The sequence below is a fragment of the Rhizobium sp. LjRoot30 genome, from assembly GCF_964253915.1.
Classification (GTDB): domain Bacteria; phylum Pseudomonadota; class Alphaproteobacteria; order Rhizobiales; family Rhizobiaceae; genus Metarhizobium.
Window position 1 is genome coordinate 192,932 of sequence record NZ_CAXUSG020000011.1, and the last position, 19,030, is coordinate 211,961.

The 19,030-nt window shown below is 63.0% G+C and carries 19 protein-coding genes; 11 read left to right on the forward strand and 8 right to left on the reverse strand.

Annotated elements, in window-relative coordinates; genetic code table 11:
- Positions 1–106 precede the first annotated feature (106 nt).
- Both ACSQ3I_RS21060 and hutF read right to left on the reverse strand, forming a co-directional pair.
- Complete coding sequence (locus tag ACSQ3I_RS21060; protein ID WP_436002081.1) at positions 107–1,144, reverse strand: ABC transporter substrate-binding protein; 1,038 nt, start codon at positions 1,142–1,144, stop codon at positions 107–109.
- A 52-nt stretch (positions 1,145–1,196) separates the two neighbouring features.
- Complete coding sequence (gene hutF / locus ACSQ3I_RS21065) at positions 1,197–2,567, reverse strand: formimidoylglutamate deiminase (protein WP_436002083.1); 1,371 nt, start codon at positions 2,565–2,567, stop codon at positions 1,197–1,199.
- A gap of 136 nt (positions 2,568–2,703) precedes the next feature.
- Here hutF and hutC point away from each other — a divergent pair, with 136 nt between their 5' ends.
- Positions 2,704–3,438 (forward strand): histidine utilization repressor, encoded by a 735-nt coding sequence (hutC, locus tag ACSQ3I_RS21070; RefSeq protein ID WP_436002085.1) that lies wholly within the window; start codon positions 2,704–2,706, stop codon positions 3,436–3,438.
- A 30-nt stretch (positions 3,439–3,468) separates the two neighbouring features.
- On the opposite strand, the gene ACSQ3I_RS21075 is transcribed toward hutC, so the two are convergent.
- Together ACSQ3I_RS21075 and ACSQ3I_RS21080 are read right to left on the reverse strand one after the other, a co-directional pair.
- Positions 3,469–4,245, reverse strand: a complete 777-nt coding sequence (locus ACSQ3I_RS21075; RefSeq protein WP_436002087.1) for a DUF1194 domain-containing protein — start codon at positions 4,243–4,245, stop codon at positions 3,469–3,471.
- 110 nt (positions 4,246–4,355) lie between these two features.
- Entirely contained in the window at positions 4,356–4,988 is a 633-nt protein-coding gene (locus ACSQ3I_RS21080; protein WP_436002089.1) for a TetR family transcriptional regulator C-terminal domain-containing protein, read from the reverse strand.
- A gap of 253 nt (positions 4,989–5,241) precedes the next feature.
- On the opposite strand from ACSQ3I_RS21080, the gene ACSQ3I_RS21085 reads away from it, so the two are divergent.
- The 10 genes from ACSQ3I_RS21085 (at position 5,242) to ACSQ3I_RS21130 (ending at position 15,745) form a co-directional block, all read left to right on the forward strand.
- Complete coding sequence (locus ACSQ3I_RS21085; protein ID WP_436002124.1) at positions 5,242–6,069, forward strand: uracil-DNA glycosylase family protein; 828 nt, start codon at positions 5,242–5,244, stop codon at positions 6,067–6,069.
- A 3-nt stretch (positions 6,070–6,072) separates the two neighbouring features.
- Positions 6,073–7,698, forward strand: a complete 1,626-nt coding sequence (locus tag ACSQ3I_RS21090) for a GMC family oxidoreductase (protein ID WP_436002091.1) — start codon at positions 6,073–6,075, stop codon at positions 7,696–7,698.
- 10 nt (positions 7,699–7,708) lie between these two features.
- Positions 7,709–8,041 carry an NIPSNAP family protein gene (locus ACSQ3I_RS21095; RefSeq protein WP_436002093.1) on the forward strand — a complete coding sequence of 111 codons (333 nt, stop codon included), beginning with the start codon at positions 7,709–7,711 and terminating at the stop codon, positions 8,039–8,041.
- A gap of 40 nt (positions 8,042–8,081) precedes the next feature.
- Positions 8,082–9,146 (forward strand): BMP family ABC transporter substrate-binding protein, encoded by a 1,065-nt coding sequence (locus tag ACSQ3I_RS21100; RefSeq protein ID WP_436002095.1) that lies wholly within the window; start codon positions 8,082–8,084, stop codon positions 9,144–9,146.
- A 169-nt stretch (positions 9,147–9,315) separates the two neighbouring features.
- Positions 9,316–10,905 (forward strand): ABC transporter ATP-binding protein, encoded by a 1,590-nt coding sequence (locus ACSQ3I_RS21105; RefSeq protein WP_436002097.1) that lies wholly within the window; start codon positions 9,316–9,318, stop codon positions 10,903–10,905.
- A complete protein-coding gene (locus ACSQ3I_RS21110; protein ID WP_436002099.1) occupies positions 10,902–11,939 on the forward strand; it encodes an ABC transporter permease in 1,038 nt (345 codons plus the stop codon). Before ACSQ3I_RS21105 ends, ACSQ3I_RS21110 begins: the two co-directional genes overlap by 4 nt.
- Complete coding sequence (locus tag ACSQ3I_RS21115; protein WP_436002101.1) at positions 11,936–12,826, forward strand: ABC transporter permease; 891 nt, start codon at positions 11,936–11,938, stop codon at positions 12,824–12,826. Before ACSQ3I_RS21110 ends, ACSQ3I_RS21115 begins: the two co-directional genes overlap by 4 nt.
- Before the next feature lie 14 nt (positions 12,827–12,840).
- Complete coding sequence (locus ACSQ3I_RS21120; RefSeq protein ID WP_436002103.1) at positions 12,841–13,272, forward strand: VOC family protein; 432 nt, start codon at positions 12,841–12,843, stop codon at positions 13,270–13,272.
- On the forward strand, positions 13,269–14,207 hold the full coding sequence (locus tag ACSQ3I_RS21125) for a nucleoside hydrolase (protein ID WP_436002105.1): 939 nt from the start codon (positions 13,269–13,271) through the stop codon (positions 14,205–14,207). Before ACSQ3I_RS21120 ends, ACSQ3I_RS21125 begins: the two co-directional genes overlap by 4 nt.
- Positions 14,204–15,745 carry an amidohydrolase family protein gene (locus ACSQ3I_RS21130; protein WP_436002107.1) on the forward strand — a complete coding sequence of 514 codons (1,542 nt, stop codon included), beginning with the start codon at positions 14,204–14,206 and terminating at the stop codon, positions 15,743–15,745. The genes ACSQ3I_RS21125 and ACSQ3I_RS21130 overlap by 4 nt, the downstream gene beginning before the upstream one ends.
- Before the next feature lie 245 nt (positions 15,746–15,990).
- Here ACSQ3I_RS21130 and ACSQ3I_RS21135 read toward each other — a convergent pair whose 3' ends face one another.
- The 4 genes from ACSQ3I_RS21135 to ACSQ3I_RS21150 all read right to left on the reverse strand — a co-directional run.
- Positions 15,991–17,085 (reverse strand): protein-glutamate methylesterase/protein-glutamine glutaminase, encoded by a 1,095-nt coding sequence (locus ACSQ3I_RS21135; RefSeq protein ID WP_436002108.1) that lies wholly within the window; start codon positions 17,083–17,085, stop codon positions 15,991–15,993.
- An 8-nt stretch (positions 17,086–17,093) separates the two neighbouring features.
- Positions 17,094–17,948, reverse strand: a complete 855-nt coding sequence (locus tag ACSQ3I_RS21140; protein ID WP_436002110.1) for a CheR family methyltransferase — start codon at positions 17,946–17,948, stop codon at positions 17,094–17,096.
- Between the two features lie 17 nt (positions 17,949–17,965).
- Positions 17,966–18,448 (reverse strand): chemotaxis protein CheW, encoded by a 483-nt coding sequence (locus ACSQ3I_RS21145; protein ID WP_436002112.1) that lies wholly within the window; start codon positions 18,446–18,448, stop codon positions 17,966–17,968.
- Between the two features lie 2 nt (positions 18,449–18,450).
- Positions 18,451–19,030 (reverse strand): methyl-accepting chemotaxis protein (locus ACSQ3I_RS21150; RefSeq protein WP_436002114.1); only part of this gene is annotated, 580 nt, incomplete at its 5' end.

The following is a 19,030-nucleotide window of genomic DNA, read 5'->3' on the forward strand; positions in this document are numbered from 1 at the left end:
CTCAAATCCTTGAAATGGCTGACAGGCCCACCGCGTCGCTCCGCAGTCGCGGCAACGCCGTCATAAAGGAGGCCGCGCACAAAAGAATGCGCGCGGCCGCTTGAGACTATTTCAGCGAGGCTTCGATCTTGGCCTTGGCATCGGCCGAAACCCATGTGCCCCAGATGTCGCCCTTGGTCTTCAGGAACTGCTCGGCAGCGGCAACGGCATCGGCCTTCTGGTCGACCATGTAGGCGAGGCTGGCATTGACTTCTTCCAGCGGGAAGGTCGCCTTTTCGAGGATCTCGATGATTTCCGGCGCTTCCTTGGCGAAGGTGCTGTTGACGCCGTAAGCGACTTCGACGGCCGGGAAGGCGCAGCCGGCTTCACGCTTGCCGGTGGCGCTGGTCAGTTCCTTCCAGCAGGCTTCGTCATAGGCCGGCTCTTCCAGCTGGACGAGCTTGAACTTGCCCATGACGGCGGTCGGGCTCCAGTAGTAGAAGAGCACCGGCTCGCCCTGCAGGTAGGCGGCGCTGATGGCGGCATCGAGCGCGGTGCCCGTGCCCGGACGGAAGTTCACGTAGGTTTCGGTCAGCTTGTAGGCTTCGAGCTTGGCGGTATTGACGCCTTCGCAGGTCCAGCCCGACGGGCAATTCAGGAAGCGGCCCTTGGACGGCTCTTCCGGATCCTTGAACAGCTCGACGATCTTCGGGTCGGAGAGCTGCGAAACGCTCTTGAGGTCGGGAGCGGCGGCCTTGATGCCGCGGGCTTCGTCGCCCTTGATCAGGTATTCGGGAACGAACCAGCCTTCGGAAGCGCCGACGAAGGTCTTGCCGACCGAGGTCACCTGGCCGGCGGCCGAGGCGTTGTTCCAGACGTCGGAGCGGCCGATCCATTCTTCGGCGAAGATCTGCACGTCGTTGTTTGCGGTTGCCTGTTCCAGCGTCACCGAGTTGCCGGGGATCGAATCCACCTTGCAATCGTAGCCCTTGGAGAGGATCGACTTCATGACTTCGGTGATCAGCGCGCCGCTTTCCCAGTCGATGCCGGCGAAGGTAACGGTCTTGCCGTCGGCGCAATAGGATGCGGCACTGGCGCTCGTGAACGAGCCGCCGAGCATCAGCGCGGTGGCAAGCAGCGTATATTTCAGTTTGGAGTTCAGCATGAAATTCCCCTTTTGTTTGCTGTTCAAGTGAAGTGGATGAAAAATGTCCGGCTCAGACGAGCTTGGCGAGAACCTCCCGGAACGCGCGGTCGATGGCTTCTTCCTGCTTGTGGCGGCCTTCCCGGACGACCCATTGGCCGCCGGCCATGACGTCGCGGACCGCACCGTTTCCGAGGGCAAACAGCCAGCGATCGAGAATTTGATCGTCTTTGGCGACGCCGATGTACGGATCATTGCCATCGAGGACGACGAGGTCGGCGCGTGCGCCGACGCGAATGCCGCTACCGCCCTGTCCCGCCGCTTGTGCGCCGCCCTTGAGCGTGGCGTCGAACAGCGTCCGTCCAACAGAGGCGCCGGCGCCGGTGGCAAGCCGGTTGCGGCGGCGGTCACGCAGTCGCTGGCCGTATTCGAGCAGGCGCAGTTCTTCTGCGACTGTGGTTGCGACATGGCTGTCCGTGCCGACACCGTAAGCGCCGCCCAGCGCGGCGAAATCGGTGGCCGGGAAGATGCCGTCGCCAAGATTGGCTTCCGTTGCCGGGCAGAGGCCGGCGACGGCGCCGGAGCGCGCCAGCCGTGCGGTCTCCTCGGCGGTCATGTGGGTGGCATGGATGGCGCACCAGCGGTCATCCACCGGCATCTCGTCGAGCAGGAATTCCACCGGGCGGCGCCCGCTCCAGGCGATGCAGTCCTCGACTTCGCGTTCCTGCTCGGCGACATGGATATGGATCGGGCCGCCGGTTTTTTCGGCGGCGAGGATCGCCCGCATTTCTTCGGGCGTTGCAGCGCGCAGCGAATGGATCGCCAGGCCAAGCGTTGCCCCTGCCTCCGTGCATTCCGGCTGCAGGGCATCGAGGAGGGAGAGAAACTGATCGACATCATGGATGAAGGGGCGCTGCCCTTCGCCGGGTTCGGTTCCGCCAAAACCGGCATGAGCGTAGAACACCGGCAGATGGGTCAGGCCGATGCCGGTTGCCTGTGCGGCGCGTATGATCCGCAGCGAGGTTTCGGCAGGATTGGTATACCGCTTGCCGCCGGCTGCATGATGAAAATAGTGGAACTCGACGATGTGGCCGAAGCCGCCTTTGAGGAGTTCACTGTACAACTTTGCGGCAACTGCCTCAATATCGTCCGGCGACATGCGGCCGACCAGGCGGTACATCGTGTCGCGCCAGGTCCAGAAACTGTCGTCCGTAGAACCGGCGATCTCGGCCAAACCGGCCATGGCGCGCTGGAATGCGTGGGAATGCAGGTTTTGCAGGGCCGAAACAACCGGGCCGGCTGCTTCTTCCAGGGGCGCCGCCGCTGCGGTGCGCGGCTCGATGGAGGTGATCCTGCCGTCATTTCCGATGCCCAGCACCACGTCGGATGCCCAGCCCTCCGGGAGCAATATCTGTCTGCAGAAGATAGATCTGGGTTCCAACATTTGCTTGACCTTGAAAAGTTGTATAGGGAACATGGCAGAGTTTTTTAACCTCGGCAAGTGGGTTGCGAAAACTTTGGACTTTATTTTCGATGCATATTTTGTAAGCACATCTGAGTGTCACCGAGGAGAAGCGAGCATGCCGCAAGGCGATCAGATCATTCGAGCCTCCGGGTCGCGCGAGATGCCGCTGTACGAGCGCCTGAAAGCGGACATCAAGAAGCGCATCGAGACCGGCGAGTGGCCGGCCCATCACCGCGTGCCGTCCGAAAACGAGATCGCCGAAACGCTGAATGTCAGCCGCATGACCGCCAACCGCGCCCTGCGGGAGCTGGCCCATGAAGGCATCATCGTCCGGGTGCAGGGCAGCGGTTCATTCGTCGCCAGCAAGAAGAAAAGCGCTCCGTTCATGGGCGTCCGCAACATTGCCGACGAGATCAACGAGCGTGGCTCTGTCCACACGCCGGAAGTGATTCTGGCGCAGATGGAAATTTGCGGTCACGAGCTGGCCGAGGCTTTGGGGATCGAGGTCGGCATGCCGGCTTTCCACTCGGTGATCCTGCATCACGAGGACGACGTGCCGATCCAGCTGGAAGATCGTTTCGTCAACGCTGCGGTGGCGCCGGATTATCTCGCCCAGAATTTTACGCAGATCACGCCGAACGCCTACCTCACGAGTGTCGCGCCGATTTCCCATACGGAGCAGTTCGTCGAAGCCGTGCTTCCCCAGCCGTGGGAATGCAAGCACCTGGCGATCGTGCGCTCCGAGCCGTGCCTGTTGATCCGCCGCCGCACCTGGTCTTCGGAGCGGATCGTCACATCGGTGCGGCTGCTGTATCCGGGTAGCCGGTACCGGCTGGAAAGCAGCTCCTGACGGCTGCGCCGCGATCGCAACATCGGTCTGTCAGCGATCGAACAGATCCTGCCACTGCTTTTCGCCGACCATGCAATCGGTTTTTGCCGTGTCGGCGATCCTATGGATGTCCGCCGGCGGCGGCAGGCCGCTGATCTCCATCACCAGCTTGCGGCGCACGGCGATGGCAAAATCCTCGATTTTATGGACTGGCAGCACGAAGGAGCCGGGGCCGCCGATGACGCAGTCGGCGTAATATTTGTCGAGGCCGCCGGGCGCACCCGACGGGCGCAGCATCAGTGTCAGCCCGTTGATGACGATGCCGGCCTCGACCGCCCTGTCGCGGGTCGGGGCGACCGGGTTGCCGGAATTGTTGGTGCCGTCTCCCGAAACATCGATGACCTGGCGCATGCCGGAAAAAGGGCTCGAAACGATCATCGCCGCGCCGTGGGCGATGGCGGCGGAAATCGAGGTTCTTCGCTGCGTGTTGATGGGGCGCCGTTCGAGCGCATCGGCGAATGCCATGGCATCCTGCTGTGTCTCGATCAGCGTCCACTCGATGACCGAACCCGGCACGACCTGGCCGGCCCATTCGAAATAGCTGATGGCGATACGGCCGTTCAGGCCGTTGCGGACTGCGTCGATGAATTCCTTGTGCCGGAGCGCTTCGACATATCCCTCGCGCTGGATGCGCACCTCCTCGAAATCCATGGAGCGGGAGGTATCGACGGCGAGCACAAGCTTGACATCCACTTCGCTGCTGGCTGCCTCGGCAACGAGTAGCGGTGTGCTGGAGAGGCTGAAGAGCATTGCGAGCGTGGTGAGCATCGGCAATCCAATCGCTGCGTTTCAAGCGCCTGGATTGTACCACGCTTTTCGGCGGCGGATCGGCCGATGCCGTCAATTTTTGGTGATGTTGGGCGGCGCCGGAGCGGCGATCATTTTGGCGGAAGCACGCCCCGGAGCACTGTTTCCGCAATGGTCTTGGCCGCCATGTCGTAATCTTCTGCCTTGAGGCGCGGCTTTCGCAGGCCATCGGCAGCCACCGGCTCGAATTCGGCGTAAAACTGCGTCGATGCCCACAGCATGATGAACAGGTGGCGGGGATTCACCGGCAGCATCTTGCCTGCGGCGATCCAGCCCTCGATGACAGCGACATGTTTGTCGGTGATGTCGCGCATGTGCTGGCGGTCTTTCTTCTTCAGAAAGCGGGCGCCCTGAATGATCTCGCTGGCGAAAAGCCGGGTTTCGGCGATGTTCTTGCGCGTGTAGTCGAGTTTCGCCCGGATGTAGAGGCTGAAGGCCTCCGCCGGCTCGCGATCGGCGGAGATGTATTTCAGCGCGTCGTCCCAGCCGGCAAGCAGGTGGGCGATGATCGCGGTGTAGATCTCCTCCTTCGAGGAGAAATAATAGTAGACGTTGGCCTTGGGTAGGCCGGACGCCTCGGCGATCTCGGCGATGCGGGTGCCGTCGAAGCCCTTTCGCGAAAAGATCTCGATGCCGGCCTTGATGATCAGCCGGGTATTTCGTTCGCGGATCTTCTCTTCCGAATCCTTCGGTGCCCGTGCCATGCCAGTCTCCCACTCCCACATGCTTCCGACTGGCAACCGAAAATGGCAACAGCGCGCAACTGCCATTGCTCGCTTTTCCACGGAAAAGCAAGGGATCGGCGTCATTCAGAAAGCTGACGATCTGGTCGAGAAAAATTGACCGAAGCGTCATTTTTTGATTTTCAAGAAGTTGACACTTTGGTCAGGTTTTGTCTAGTCTTCCTGCAACAACGAAAATGGGGACGGCGAGATGCCGATGACACTGAAAGAGGCGATGGCTGAGACGCTCGCCGGCTGGGAGGCCGACCTGCCGGCCGACTGGCGGATGGCGCTCGGACCCGTCGGCGATCATTTCGACCGTGTCGATCCTGCTCTCGATTTCGAGGTTTGGGAGCCGATTTTTCCGGCCCGTCGCGGCAAACATTTCCCCGGCCAACCGAAGGGTGCCCATGCGCTCGCGGCCTTCGACGGCATTGCGCCGCAGGATGTGCGGTGCGTTATCCTCGGGCAGGACCCCTATCCGGAACCCGGTTTTGCCACTGGCCGCGCCTTCGAGGCCGGCAACCTCGCCTCGTGGGTCGAACTCGACAAGATGTTCTCGAAGAGCATTCGCGCCTACATGCAGCTGATCGCCGCGGCGCGCATCGGCGACGCGGCGCTGTCGCAGGATTTCGATCGCTGGCCGGATGTACGGCGCATGCTCTGCGATCCCTCCGCCGGTTTCGAAGAGCCGTCCGCCATTGCCGATCGCTGGGTGGGGCAGGGCGTCCTGTTGCTGAATGCCTCCCTGACATTGTCGCGCTTCAAGGTGGATATCGATCCGCACCAGGCACGCGGCCATCTGCCGTTCTGGCGGCCGCTGATGCTGCGGGTGATCGAAACCATGATGGCGCAGGGTCGGCCGGTGGTGTTCATCGGGTTTGGCGATGCGGCCGCGGATATTTTTGCGCAGGCCGGCCTGACGGAGGGTGTTACCGCTGGATATGCGTTGTTTCAATGCGATCATCCGGCCTTCGCCGACCGCGTGCTCGGCCGCGAAAACCCGTTTCTTCTTTGCAATTCTTATCTTGAGGCGATGGGTTTGCAGCCCGTCGCATGGTGACCCATGGCAACGACACCGGAATATGATTTCATCATCGTCGGCGCGGGATCGGCGGGCTGCGTGCTCGCCAGCCGCCTGTCGAAGGATCCGGCCAACCGCGTGCTTTTGCTGGAAGCCGGCGGCAAGGATCGCAATCCGCTCTTCCGCCTGCCGATGCTGATGGGCAAGCTGTTCCACTCCGGCATCTACAACTGGCATTACCACACCGAGCCGGAACCCTATCTCAACAACCGCTCGCTCTACTGGCCGCGCGGAAAAGTGCTGGGCGGCACCTCGACGATCAACGGCATGATCTATGTGCGCGGCAACCGGCACGATTACGACCGCTGGTCGCAGCTCGGCCTTCCCGGCTGGTCCTATGACGAGGTGCTGCCGGCGTTCCGTCGTTCGGAAGCGCATATCCAGCGCAACGGCGAATTCCACGGCGACGGTGGCGAGCTGACGGTCTGCCGCGCCCGCGGCCACAATCCGCTGATGGACGTGTTCTGCCAGGCGGGCGAAGAAGCCGGTTATCCGCTGAACGACGATTTCAACGGCGCGACGCAGGAAGGTTTCGGCCGCTACGATTTCACCATCAAGCGCGGCAAGCGCTGGTCGACCTCCTGGGCCTTTTTGCGCCCGGCGCTGGATCGCGGCAACCTGACCGTCATCACCGGGGCGGAAACTACCCGGCTGCTGATTGCAAACGGCCGTGCCGAGGGCGTCGAATACCTGCTGAACGGCAACCTGCAGAAGGCGCGGGCGGCCCGCGAAATCGTGCTGTCGGCCGGTGTCGTCAACACGCCGAAGGCACTGCTGCTCTCCGGCATCGGCCCCGCCGACGAATTGAACGCGGTCGGCGTCAAGCCGCTGCTCGACCTGCCGGGTGTCGGCAAGAACCTGCAGGATCACGTCGATTGTGTCATGAGCTGGGAATGCCGCGAGCCGATCACGCTGTTCGGCGATCTGCGCGCCGACAAGCTCATCCCGGCGGTGGCGCAGGGCATGCTGTTCGGCGAGGGCATCACCACGACCTTCCCGTATGAGGCCGGCGCTTTCGTGCGTTCCAACGACGGCCTGATCGCGCCGGATATCCAGCTGCATTTCATGCCGGCGCTGGAAAAGACGGCGAACTTGCATTTCCCCAATCCGTTCGCCAAGAAGCAGCGCGTCGAGGCCAATCACGGCTTCACCATCCGAGTCGGGCCGGTCAATCCGGTCAGCCGCGGCGAGATCACGCTGCGCTCGACCAATCCGACCGACAAGCCGAAGATTCTGGCCAACTACCTGCAGGCCGATTTCGACATCCGCACCATGATCGACGGCATTCGCCTGACCCGCGATATCGTTGGGCAGAAGGCGTTCGATCGTTATCGCGGCCAGGAACTGGCGCCCGGCCCGACGGCGGACAACGATGCCGATCTGACGAAATGGCTGCGCGCCACCGCCATGACCACCTTCCACCCGGTCGGCACCGCCAAGATGGGCACCGATCCCATGGCTGTCGTCGATGCCCGCCTCAAGGTGCACGGCATCGAAGGCCTGCGGGTGGCGGATGCTTCGATCATGCCGATCATATCGAGCGGCAACACCAATGCGCCGGCCATCATGATCGGCGAAAAATGCGCCGAATTCATCCTGAATGCCTGAGGAAAGACCGATGATACTCGAACACCGCACCTACACCTTCAAGCCGGGCACGGTCGACAAATGGATGAAGAAGTATGAGACCGAAGGCCTGCCGATCCAGAAGCGGCACCTCAATACCTTCGTTGGTCTGTATGCCTCCGAGATCGGCACGCTGCACACCACGGTGCTGATGTGGGCCTATGACAGCCTCGCCGACCGCGAGGCCCGGCGCCAAGCCATGTATGCCGATCCGGAATGGCAGACGTTCATTGCCGGGGTCTGGGCGCTGGACGCCATTCAGAAGCAGGAGGTGATGATCATGAATCCCGCCCCCTCGTCACCGCCGCTTTCGCAGGACAAATGACTTCCAACCTTTGAAAATAAACACAAAAGAGGGAACTGACATGACGAACATCAAGACTGGAAATACGCTTCTCGGCGGCGTCGACCGCCGCTCCTTCCTGCAGCTCGGCGCCGGTGCCGCCGTTCTCGGCCTGACCGCCGGCCTGATGCCGCAGATCGCACGCGCCGCTGGCGGCCTAGTGGCGCTCGTCCACACCCAGGCGGCCGGCGACAACGGCCCGGTCGACGCCATGATCGCCAAGCTCAAGCAGCTTTCCGAAGAGCAGGGCTTCACCTACCGCGCCGTCTACGCCCAGGACCCGGCGACCTACGAGACCGTGTTCCGCACGCTCGGTGATGCCGGCGCCGCAATCATCGTCTCGACCTTCAACGAGGTCGCCGAACCCTTCAAGGCGCTCGCCGCCTCCTATCCGGATACCAAGTGGATCCAGCTGTTCGCCGATCCCTTCGAGCCGGCGATCCCGAACGTCGTCACTGTCTCCTATGATTATTATCTCGGCTGCTACCTGTCCGGCGTCTTCGCGGCCAAGATGTCGACCACCGGCAAGATCGGCTTCATCGGCGGCGTGTCGATCCCGCCGCTCAATGCCGATTTCAACGCGCTGAAGGCCGGCGTCCTTTCGGTGCGGCCGGATGCGACCGTCACCGCCGCCTTTGCCGGCTCGTTCCAGGATCCGGCCAAGGGCCAGGAAATCGCCACCCAGATGTTCAACGACGGCATCGACTACATCCAGACGGATGCGGCGGCGACCGACGGAGGCATCATCGCTGCGGCCAACGAGAAGGAAGGCCGCATGGTCAGCTGCCTGTCGCCGGCGCAGTTCCCGCTCGGCCCCAAGTCGGTGATCTCCATCGTCGGCCTCGATTTCGGCATCTCGCTCTACAACGAAGTCACCAAGGCACTCGGCGCCGACTGGAAGGGCGGCACGCACGAACACACCGGCCTCGGCACCGGCGTCATCGATTTCATCGCCTCGCCGCTGTTTGCCGAGCAGGGCCCGGCGGACCTGACCGCCAAGGCCAAGGAAGCGCTGAAGGACGTGGAGAAGGTGCGCGCCGGCATTCTCGACGGTTCCGTCAAGGTGGAGTTCAACACCACCCTGTAACGCATGAAAGCCGGTTGCCTTTCTGCGGTCGGCCTTGAAAAATTCCGGGAAAACTGCGTGGTGGTTTTCCCGGAATTGCGTAAAAACAAAAGGATAGGCGTTTTCGCGAACCGGTTTCCCGGAAACGCTTCGCACCAGCGCATCTCTGCATCGTGTCGGGAACCCTTCGATGTCCATTCATTCTCCGCCCGCTCTGGCATGCCGCGACGTGACGGTCCGATACGGCGACGTCACGGCCCTGTCGGACGTCTCGGTCGCCTTTGAACCGGGACTGATCCATGCCGTGGTCGGCCAGAACGGTGCCGGCAAGACGACCTTTGCCCGCGTCGCATCCGGCCTGGTGCAGCCGACGAACGGGGCGGTGGAAATCAGCGGTCAGGTGATCCGCACCGGCCATGTGCGCGAAAGCCGCGCCGCTGGCGTCGAACTGGTGCACCAGAGTTTTGCCCTGCCACCATCGTTCACCGTCGCCGAGGCGATGGAGTTTGGCGCACCTGGCCGTGGCGGTCTCTATTCCCGCAAAGGGCTGGCGGAGAAGTGGCGCGCCCATCTCGCCGGCCTCGATATCCAGGTGGATTTTTCCAAGCGTATCCGTGACCTGCCGGTGGAAACCCAGCAGAGCATCGAAATCGCCCGGGCGCTGATCACCGATGCCAAGGTTCTCATTCTCGACGAACCGACCGCCGTGCTGTCGCCGGCCGGCATCGAGATGTTGTTCGCCCGCGTCCGCCGGCTGAAGGAGCGTGGCGTCACCGTCATCCTCATCCTCCACAAGATCCGCGAAGTTTTAGGCATTGCCGATACGATCACCGTGCTGCGTGGCGGCCGGCGTGTCGAAGGGCCGGTGTCCGCAGCGGACATCACGGCGGATCGTCTTGCCACGCTGATCGTCGGCGATGCGATAAAGTCGCAGAGCCAGGAAGACCGCGATGCCTTGGTCGGCAAGGGAAGCATCCATGCGGATGCCGCATCCGGTAAAGAGCGACACGCATCCGCTGCACCGGCGATAGCGCTGTCCGCGATTTCCACCGTGCCCGACAGCGAAGGCGCGCCGCTCGACAAGGTCAGCCTTTCCATCCGCCCCGGCGAAATCGTCGGCATTGCAGGCGTGGAAGGCAACGGCCAGAAGACTCTGGTGCGCGCCATCGCCGATCTCGCCGGCCTGTCCGCCGGCTCGATTGCGCTCGCTGGCGAGGACATCACCCGCAAATCGCTGGCGGCCCGCCGTGCTGCCGGCCTGCGCATCATTCCGTTCGAGCGCAATATAGAGGGCCTCAGCCTCACCAGCTCGCTGTGGGAAAACTGGAGTGCGCGGGAGCTGTTGCAGGGGCCGTTGCTGCGGCTGGTCAATCCCGCCCGCATCCGGGCGCTGTGCGACGGTTCGCTGAAGAGATGGGGCGTCCATTACCACACCTCGGCGCAGCGCGCCGGCTCGCTCTCCGGCGGCAATGCGCAAAAAGTCATCCTGGCGCGCGAGATCGATGCCGATGCCAAGCTGATCATCGCCGCCCAGCCGACGCGCGGCCTGGACATCGGCGCCACCGCCTTCGTCTGGGAATCACTGCGGGCAGCGCGCGACAAAGGCGCTGCCATCCTGCTCATTTCTTCCGATCTGGATGAGCTGTTCGACATTTCCGACCGGGTGGTGGTGATGCTCTCCGGCCGCGTCGCCGGTGAGTTTGCCGCCCCCTATGACATTCAATCCGTTGGTGCCGCCATGACCGGCGCCGGCGCTGCCGCGACGGGAGCACAACGATGAAGGATAGGGCCGTTGCCATCCTCCGCAGCCTGATCTTCGTGGCCTTCTCGCTGATCCTCTGCGCGGTGGTCTTCCAGTTCGCCGGCTATAACGCGCCGCAGATGCTGACGGCCGTCGTCGACGGCGCCTTCCTGCGTCCCGGCGCGGTGGAACAGAGCCTGAGATGGGCGCTGCCGCTGTTCATCACGGCGGTCGGCGTCGGCATTTCCTTCCGCGCCGGCTTCTTCAACATTGGCGCGCAGGGGCAATTTTATGTCGGCGCGATCTCCGCTGCCTTCGTCGCCGAAGCCTTGAGGGGCGGTCCGGCTTTCGTCGTCATCCCGCTGATCTTCCTCGCCGGCATGACGGGCGGCGCGCTTTGGGCGCTGTGGCCCGGCCTCCTGAAACTGCGCTCCGGCACCGACGAAGTCATTACCACGCTGATGGGCAATTTCCTGGCCGGTCTGCTGTTGGTCTATGTCACCTCCGGTCCGCTCAAGGACCCGTCGGGCACCGGCCAGCAGGCCTCCAGCCGGCCGCTCGATGCCGCGTATCGCATTTCCAATTCGCTCGGCCTGTCGCCGACGATTATCGGTATCGCCATCGTTGTCGGCATCGTCATGTGGCTCCTGGTCAACCGAACCAGTTTCGGCGTGCTGGCGAGCCTTGCCGGGCGCAACGGCACCATGGTGCGCTGGCAGGGGGCAAAACTCTGGCAGCTCGGCCTGTCGAGCTTCGTCATCTCCGGTGCGCTCGCAGGCCTTGCCGGCACCATCGAGTTCATGGGCCCGAACGGCCGCATCGCCTCCGGTTTCCTGCCGACGCATGGTTTTACGGCGATCCTCATAGCGCTGGTTGCCAATCTTTCGGTGGTCGGCACCGCCGCAGCCGCGATCTTCTTCGGTGGGCTGGCGTCCGCGGCCCTTTACCTGCCGATCATGGCCGGCCTGCCGGCGGCGGCGATCGACATCATCAATGCCGCCATCGCCCTGTTCATCACCGCCCGTTCCAACCTCGTGGAAAAATTCCTGCGCCTGGGGAGACGTTCGTCATGAATGACGTCATCATCGCCATTCTTCGTTCCGGCACGCCGCTGATCTACGTCACGCTCGCCGGCGTCATCGCCCAGCGCGCCGGCGTCTGGAACCTCGGCCTTGAAGGCCTCATGATCATCGGCGCCTGCGCCACCATCTTAGGCATCATGCTGACGCAGTCCTATGCGGCGGCGATCCTCGTCGCCATCACCATGTGCGTCATCGCTTCCGTGCTGTTGTGGTTCGTCATCGAAAAACTGAAAGCCAATCCGATCATTGCCGGCCTCGGCCTCACCGGTCTCGGCATCGGTGGCACGGCACTGGCAGTGGAATCGATCTTCGGCAGCCAGGCAACGGTGACCGCACCGTTCGGCGCGCCAAAACTCGGGGCGGCGTTCGGCGCCTATGGCGTGCTGTCGATCTTCGTCGCGGCCATGCCCTTTGTCGTCTTAGCCATGTGGCTGCTGCTGAAACGCAGCCGTTTCGGCCTGCAATTGTCTGCCAGTGGCGAGCATCCCTTCGCCGCCCGCGGCGTCGGCATCCAGCCGGTGCGCATGCGCCTGATCGCACTGTCGATCGGCGGCATCCTCTGCGCTATCGGCGGCGCGGAACTCGCCACCGGCAGCCTGCAGTTTTTCGCGCAAGGCATGACGGCGGGACGCGGCTTCATGGCCTTTGCCGCGGTGATTTTTGGCGCGGCGCATCCAGTCGGCGCGACGTTCGCTGCCTTGTTCTTCGCCATTGCCGGCGCGCTCGGCATTCGCGCCCAGTTGATGTTCGGCGACAAGGTGCCGCACGACCTGCTGCAAGCGCTGCCCTATCTCGCCACCGTCTTCGGCGTCTGGCTCTCCGGCAAGCTCGGCGGTGCCAAGACCGCCGGCTCGTTCGGCGAGCTGAAAGACCAATAAGGGAGGAAAAGACCATGGAATTCGCCCAGATCCACCCGATCCAGGATATCTGCCTGCTCGTCACCGATATCGAAGCCTCGATCCGCTTCTACACCGAAAAGCTCGGCTTCCGGCTGAAACACCGCGCTCCCGGCTTTGCCGATTTCACCGGCGCCGGCCTGACGCTCGCCCTGTGGGAGCGGGATCACATTGCCCATCATGCCAATGTGCGCGTCAAACCCGGTTCCGCTTCGGCCGTGCTGATCGCCGTCAAACTCGACAGCCCTGCCGAGATCGACCGGCTTTACCAGGAACTGTCCGCCAGAAACGTCGAGTTCGTCGGTCCGCCGGCCGATTATGCCTGGAATGCCCGCGGCCTGTATTTTTTCGGTCCCGATGGCGAGACGTGGGAACTCTATGCCTGGCTCGAAGGTGGCGCGCCGGGCCGCGTCGAGGATGCGGCATGACCCGCAAACTGATCATCCTCACCGATCCCGGCCAGGACCAGGCCGCAGCGATCCTGATGATCCTCGGCCGCACCGATGCCTTCGAGGTGCTTGGCCTAGTGGCCACCGCCGGCAACATCCATCTCGACCATACGCTCGATAATTGCCTCAAGCTGATGGAACTGGCCGGCCGGCCGGATATCCCGGTGTTTGCCGGTTGCCCGCAGCCGCTGATGCGCCCGCTGGTCATCGCCGAACATGTGCACGGCCCGACCGGCCTTGACGGCCCTGTTCTGCCAAAACCTTCCATCCGGGCGCAAGAAAAGCACGGCGTCGATTTCATCATCGACACCGTGCGCGCCCATCCCGGCGAGGTGACGATCTGCGCCTTGTCGCCGCTCACCAACCTAGCTGTGGCGCTGCGCAAGGCGCCTGACATCGCCGGAAAGATCGCCGATATCGTCGCCATGCTCGGCGCCTATTTCGAGGTCGGCAACATCACGCCATCGGCGGAATTCAACTGCTATGTCGATCCGGAAGCGGCCGATATCGTGCTGAAGGCCGGCATCAAGACGACGCTGCTGCCGCTCGACGTCACCCACAAGATGCTGTCGACGCCGGCACGGCTGAAGGCGATGCGGACGCTCGGCAACCGCTGCGGTATCGCCACGGCAGAGATGCTGGAATTCTCAGAAGCCTTCGACCTGCGCAAATACGGTTGGGAGGGCGCGCCGCTGCATGGGCCTTGCGTCCCGGCCTTCATGCTGGCGCCGGAGATCTTTGTTGGCCGCCAGATCAACGTTTCGGTGGAGCTTGCCGGCCGGGTGACGCTCGGCATGACGGTGGCCGACTGGTGGCAGATCACCGATCTGCCCCGCAACGCCTTCTGGGTCCGCGACGGCGATCCTGTCCTCTATTACGACCTGCTGCTGCAATCGCTCGGAAACCTGCCATGAGCCAGACCCTCATTCGCAATGCCAGGCTTCTGACCATCGATGCGACACATGGCACGGCGCCGTTCGAGGCCGACCTGCTGATCGACGGCGAGACGATCGCCGCCATCGGCGCGAACCTCGAAGCCGCGCCTGACGCCCGGATCATCGACGGCCGCAACAGGCTGGTGATGCCGGGGCTGGTCAATTCCCACACCCATTCCAGCGAAACCTTCTTCCGCGGCCGCTATGAAGGCATGCCGCTGGAGATCTGGCTGCTCTACGCTTATCCGCTGCTGATGAACGATGCCATCGGCGAGCGGCTGCTCTATCTGCGCAGCCTGCTCCTGGCGATGGAATCGCTGCGCAACGGCGTCACCACCTTCTGCGACGATTTCTTCGATCCGCCGGCCCATGACCTCGACCGGCTCGGCACCGTTTTTCGCGCCTATGACGATGCGGGGATACGCGCCAACGTGTCCAGCGCGGTGATGAACATCCATACGCTCGATGCCTTGCCCTTTGCCCGCGAGGTGATGCCGGAGCCGTTGCAGAAACTGCTCGATTTCGGGCCGCCGATCTCGGCGGAAGCCTATGCCGATTATTGCAAATCCGCCTTCGCCAGTCTGCACGGCCGTGCCGGCCGCCTCAATTTCATGCTGGCGCCCTCGGCGCCGCAGCGCTGCACCCCGGATCTCATGGCGGCGTGCATGGATCTGGCGGTGGAACATGGCGTGCCTTTCCACACCCATGTGCTCGAAACCAAGACGCAGGCCGTCACCGGCCATGAATTCTACGGCAAGAGCCTTGTCGCCTATCTGCACGACCTCGGCCTGCTCCGGCGCAACACCACATTCGCCCATTCGGTCTGGGTCAGCGACGAGGATATGCGGCTGATGGGACAGGCGGGCATGTCCGTCGCCCACAATGCCGTGTCGAACCAGAAGCTCGGCGCCGGCATCGCGCCTTTGCGCCGCCTGCTGGATGCCGGCGTCACCGTCGGTCTCGGCACCGATGGCGTCTGCTCCAACGACACGGCCCGCATCTTCGACGTCATGCGTGTTGCGGGCCTCGTTCATTCCGTGTCCGGCCCCGACCACGGCAAATGGGTGACGGCGGACGAGATCCTGCGCATGGCGACGATCGGCGGCGCCAAGACGGCGATGCTGGAGCATGTCACCGGCTCGCTGGAGGTCGGCAAGGCCGCCGATCTCTTGATCCTCGACCTGCGCTCCTATCCGTTCATGCCGTTCAACGATGCTGCTAAACATCTCGTTTATTCCGAGAACGGCTCTTCCATCGAAACCGTCATGGTTGCCGGCCGCATCGTCATGCAGGATGGCCGGCTGACCACCGTCGATGAAAACGCGATTTTTGCGGAAATCTCCGAATTGATGCCGGCCTATCTGGCTGAACATGCCGAACTCGAACAGCGCAACAGCATCTTCGAGCCGGTGATGGCCGAAATACATCGTCGCTCGGCACTGCGTGACGTTGGCCTGAACCGCTATCAAGGCGACCTGCCGGCGTTCGATGGTGCCAATTTCCGGCAGAAGAATTGAGGCAACCGGCGACACGCCGGTTCCCTCCGCAAGGCAAGGCTATTTCAGACAAAATGAGAGGGTGCCGCCTGTCCCTTCTCCCCTCGGGGAGAAGGTCGCGGCAGCGGGATGAGGGGGTGCCACAAGCGAAGGCTTTTCCGTGTCTCGTCCCCTCATCCGACCCTTCGGGCCACCTTCTCCCCGTTGGGGAGAAGGGAAAAAAGGTGACGTCACGCCAAAAGCGATGGTCCTGCCCCCACAAAGCGTCAGAAGCGCGACTGTGTCAGCATGATTTCGCGGGCGATCTGGTCCAGCGGCAGGATTTTGGCGACGCCGCCGCGGGCGATCGCTTCCTTCGGCATGCCGAACACTACCGATGTGGCTTCGTCCTGGGCGACGGTGTAGGCGCCGGCCTGTTTCATTTCTTCCATGCCGCGGGCGCCGTCGTCGCCCATGCCGGTCATGATGACGCCCATGGCGTTCGATCCCGCCGAGCGGGCGGCCGAGCGGAACAGGACGTCGACCGACGGGCGATGTCGCGAAACGAGCGGTCCCTGGCGCACGGACACGTGATAGCGGGCGCCGCGCCGTTCCAGCAACATGTGATGATCGCCGGGTGCGATGAGTACGTGGCCGCGCAGAACGGCGTCGCCATCGACGGCTTCCTTCACCTCCACTTCGCAGAGCGAGTTGAGCCGCTTGGCAAAGGCTGCGGTGAATTTTTCCGGCATGTGCTGGACGATGACGATGCCGGGCGCGTTGGCGGGCAGGGCTTCCAGCATTTCGCGCAGGGCTTCGGTGCCGCCGGTGGAGGCGCCGACGCAGACCACCATTTCGGTGGTCTTCGCCATCGGCTTGCCGGTCGGCGGCGGCAGCACGGCATCGGCCGTCAGCTTCTTGGCCGGCATCGTCTTGTCGCTACCCGTCACCGCAGCGGCGCGCCGGACATTGCCGAGTCTCGCTTTCGAGGCGGCCTTCACCGCGGAGCGAATCCGTTCGCCGGATTCGGCCAGGTGGTCGGCGGCGCCGATCTTCGGCTTCAAGATGATGTCGACCGCGCCGGCCTCCAGCGCCTGCATCAACGTTTCAGAACCGGCTTCCGTCAGCGACGAGCACATCACCACCGGGATGGGATGCTGTGCCATGAGCTTGCGCAGGAAGGTGATGCCGTCCATGCCCGGCATTTCAACGTCGAGCGTAATGACGTCGGGCACTTCATCGCGAATCTTCCGGGCAGCCATGAAGGGGTCGCTGGCGGCAGCAATCACCTCGATCTCGGGATCTTCTTGCAGCACTGCGGTCAAGGCCTGCCTGACACTTGCGGAGTCGTCGATAATAAGAACCCGGATTTTTTTTGTCATGGATGCTGTCAGAGGCGTTGGAACACAGTGTTTGCGACCTGTTTTACGGGAAGATCGAATCCGGTGATCGATTCGGAATGCCCGATGAACAGGTAACCACCTTTTTCAAGGCAGTCGGTGAGGCGCGTCAAGACCCCCCCTTGCGTCTTCTTGTCGAAATAGATCAGCACGTTGCGGCAAAAGACGATGTGCAGCTTGGTCTTGACCGGATAGCTCTGGTCCATGAGGTTGAGGCGGGCGAAGCCGACATGCGACCGGAGGTCGGGATGAATCCGCACCTCGCGCCGCCGCGTATCGACGGATTCCATGACATAGCGACGCCGGAACGCCGAGGGAACCGGCTGCATCAAGTCCGAACCATAGATGCCGCGGCGGGCGGTCTCCAGCACCTCGGTGCTCAGATCCGTCGCCAGGATGCTGTACTTGGTGGCGGAGCGCTCGGCGCAGAAATTGTCGAGCACCATGGCCATCGTATAGGGTTCGGCACCCGTCGAGCAGGCCGAACTCCAGGTGCGGATGTCATTGACACCGCGCCGGACGAGGTCGGGAAGCGCATGCTCGGTCATGTAGGCGAAGTGGTTCGGTTCGCGGAAGAAGTCGGTCTTGTTGGTCGTCACCGCATCGATGAGGTAGACGGCCTCCTGCTCCAGACCTTCGCCGTTGAACAGATAGTCGCAATAGTCGTCGAAGCGCACGAAGCCGGTGGCCCGCAGGCGCCGACGGATCCGGCCTTCGAGCATGGTCATCTTCGTCGGCGGCATCTTGATGCCGCTGTAGCTGTAGATGAAATCGGCAAGCTTCTCGAAGTTCTTCTTGCTGATGCGATCGTCAACGAGCGGGACGGTCTGTCTGGCGGCATTCATCGGGAATTCAGCTCCACTTACGCAGCACGACGGGAAGCAATCATAGCGGCATCTTCCTTCGACAGCAGCCGCGCCAGATTGATGATGACGACGAACCCGTTTTCCCGACGGACGACACCATCGATGTATTCGGAATTCCAGTGGATGCCGATATCCGGCGCGGCTTCGATCTTGTCGCGGCGGAACGGCGTGACTTCAAAAACGCGGTCCGCCACCATGCCGAGGGTCAGCAGGCGGTCGGCAAGGGGAACGTCGAGAACCAGGACGCGCGTATGCGGCGTCGGCACGGTCTTGGAAAGGCCGAGCTTCAGCCTGAGGTCGATGGTCGGCACGCCCTGACCGCGCACGTCGCGGAGGCCCAGAAGATAATCCGGGCCGTTCGGGATCTTGAATGCTTCCTCGTGATCGAGAATTTCGCGGACGACTTCGACCGGCACGGCGAAGATTTCGTCGCCCAGACTGAAGGTTACGAATTGTGCTTCGATAGAATTGGTGGCCATGGTTACACACTCTCCTTGAATGCGATGTCGTCGTGATCGGGACCGCCCTGCGTCAGGTCGAGCGCAAAACCCCGGACACGGGCTTGCTGGGCGGCGACAGGATTTTGGGCGGCGGACCTCTGGGCGCGCACCGGTGCGGCGACGGCCTTGATTGCGCGGGCTGGAACGGCGCGCTTTGCGACCGGTTGGGGTGCGGCAACGGCACTTTCGACGCGGAAGAAGGCGATGGAGGTCTGCAGTTCCTCGGCCTGGGCTGCCAGCTCTTCCGAGGTTGCCGACATCTGCTCGGAGGCGCCAGCATTCTGCTGCGTCACCTTGTCGAGCTGCTGGATGGCCTCGTTGATCTGGGCTGCACCGATATCCTGCTCACGGCAGGCTGCAGTGATTTCGGCGACCAGTTCGGCGGTCTTGCGGATGTCCGGCACCAGGCGGCCGAGCATGTCGCCGGCTTCCTGGGCGGCCTTGACCGTATCGCTCGACATCGAGCTGATTTCGGCCGCGGCAGACTGCGAACGTTCGGCAAGCTTGCGGACTTCCGAAGCGACGACGGCAAAACCCTTGCCATGTTCGCCGGCACGCGCT

Coding starts and splice junctions, on each gene's coding strand:
- ACSQ3I_RS21060 (WP_436002081.1), bottom strand. CDS start 1,144: ATGCTGAACTCCAAACTGAAATATACGCTGCTTGCCACCGCGCTGATG.
- hutF (WP_436002083.1), bottom strand. CDS start 2,567: ATGTTGGAACCCAGATCTATCTTCTGCAGACAGATATTGCTCCCGGAG.
- hutC (WP_436002085.1), top strand. CDS start 2,704: ATGCCGCAAGGCGATCAGATCATTCGAGCCTCCGGGTCGCGCGAGATG.
- ACSQ3I_RS21075 (WP_436002087.1), bottom strand. CDS start 4,245: ATGCTCACCACGCTCGCAATGCTCTTCAGCCTCTCCAGCACACCGCTA.
- ACSQ3I_RS21080 (WP_436002089.1), bottom strand. CDS start 4,988: ATGGCACGGGCACCGAAGGATTCGGAAGAGAAGATCCGCGAACGAAAT.
- ACSQ3I_RS21085 (WP_436002124.1), top strand. CDS start 5,242: ATGGCTGAGACGCTCGCCGGCTGGGAGGCCGACCTGCCGGCCGACTGG.
- ACSQ3I_RS21090 (WP_436002091.1), top strand. CDS start 6,073: ATGGCAACGACACCGGAATATGATTTCATCATCGTCGGCGCGGGATCG.
- ACSQ3I_RS21095 (WP_436002093.1), top strand. CDS start 7,709: ATGATACTCGAACACCGCACCTACACCTTCAAGCCGGGCACGGTCGAC.
- ACSQ3I_RS21100 (WP_436002095.1), top strand. CDS start 8,082: ATGACGAACATCAAGACTGGAAATACGCTTCTCGGCGGCGTCGACCGC.
- ACSQ3I_RS21105 (WP_436002097.1), top strand. CDS start 9,316: ATGTCCATTCATTCTCCGCCCGCTCTGGCATGCCGCGACGTGACGGTC.
- ACSQ3I_RS21110 (WP_436002099.1), top strand. CDS start 10,902: ATGAAGGATAGGGCCGTTGCCATCCTCCGCAGCCTGATCTTCGTGGCC.
- ACSQ3I_RS21115 (WP_436002101.1), top strand. CDS start 11,936: ATGAATGACGTCATCATCGCCATTCTTCGTTCCGGCACGCCGCTGATC.
- ACSQ3I_RS21120 (WP_436002103.1), top strand. CDS start 12,841: ATGGAATTCGCCCAGATCCACCCGATCCAGGATATCTGCCTGCTCGTC.
- ACSQ3I_RS21125 (WP_436002105.1), top strand. CDS start 13,269: ATGACCCGCAAACTGATCATCCTCACCGATCCCGGCCAGGACCAGGCC.
- ACSQ3I_RS21130 (WP_436002107.1), top strand. CDS start 14,204: ATGAGCCAGACCCTCATTCGCAATGCCAGGCTTCTGACCATCGATGCG.
- ACSQ3I_RS21135 (WP_436002108.1), bottom strand. CDS start 17,085: ATGACAAAAAAAATCCGGGTTCTTATTATCGACGACTCCGCAAGTGTC.
- ACSQ3I_RS21140 (WP_436002110.1), bottom strand. CDS start 17,948: ATGAATGCCGCCAGACAGACCGTCCCGCTCGTTGACGATCGCATCAGC.
- ACSQ3I_RS21145 (WP_436002112.1), bottom strand. CDS start 18,448: ATGGCCACCAATTCTATCGAAGCACAATTCGTAACCTTCAGTCTGGGC.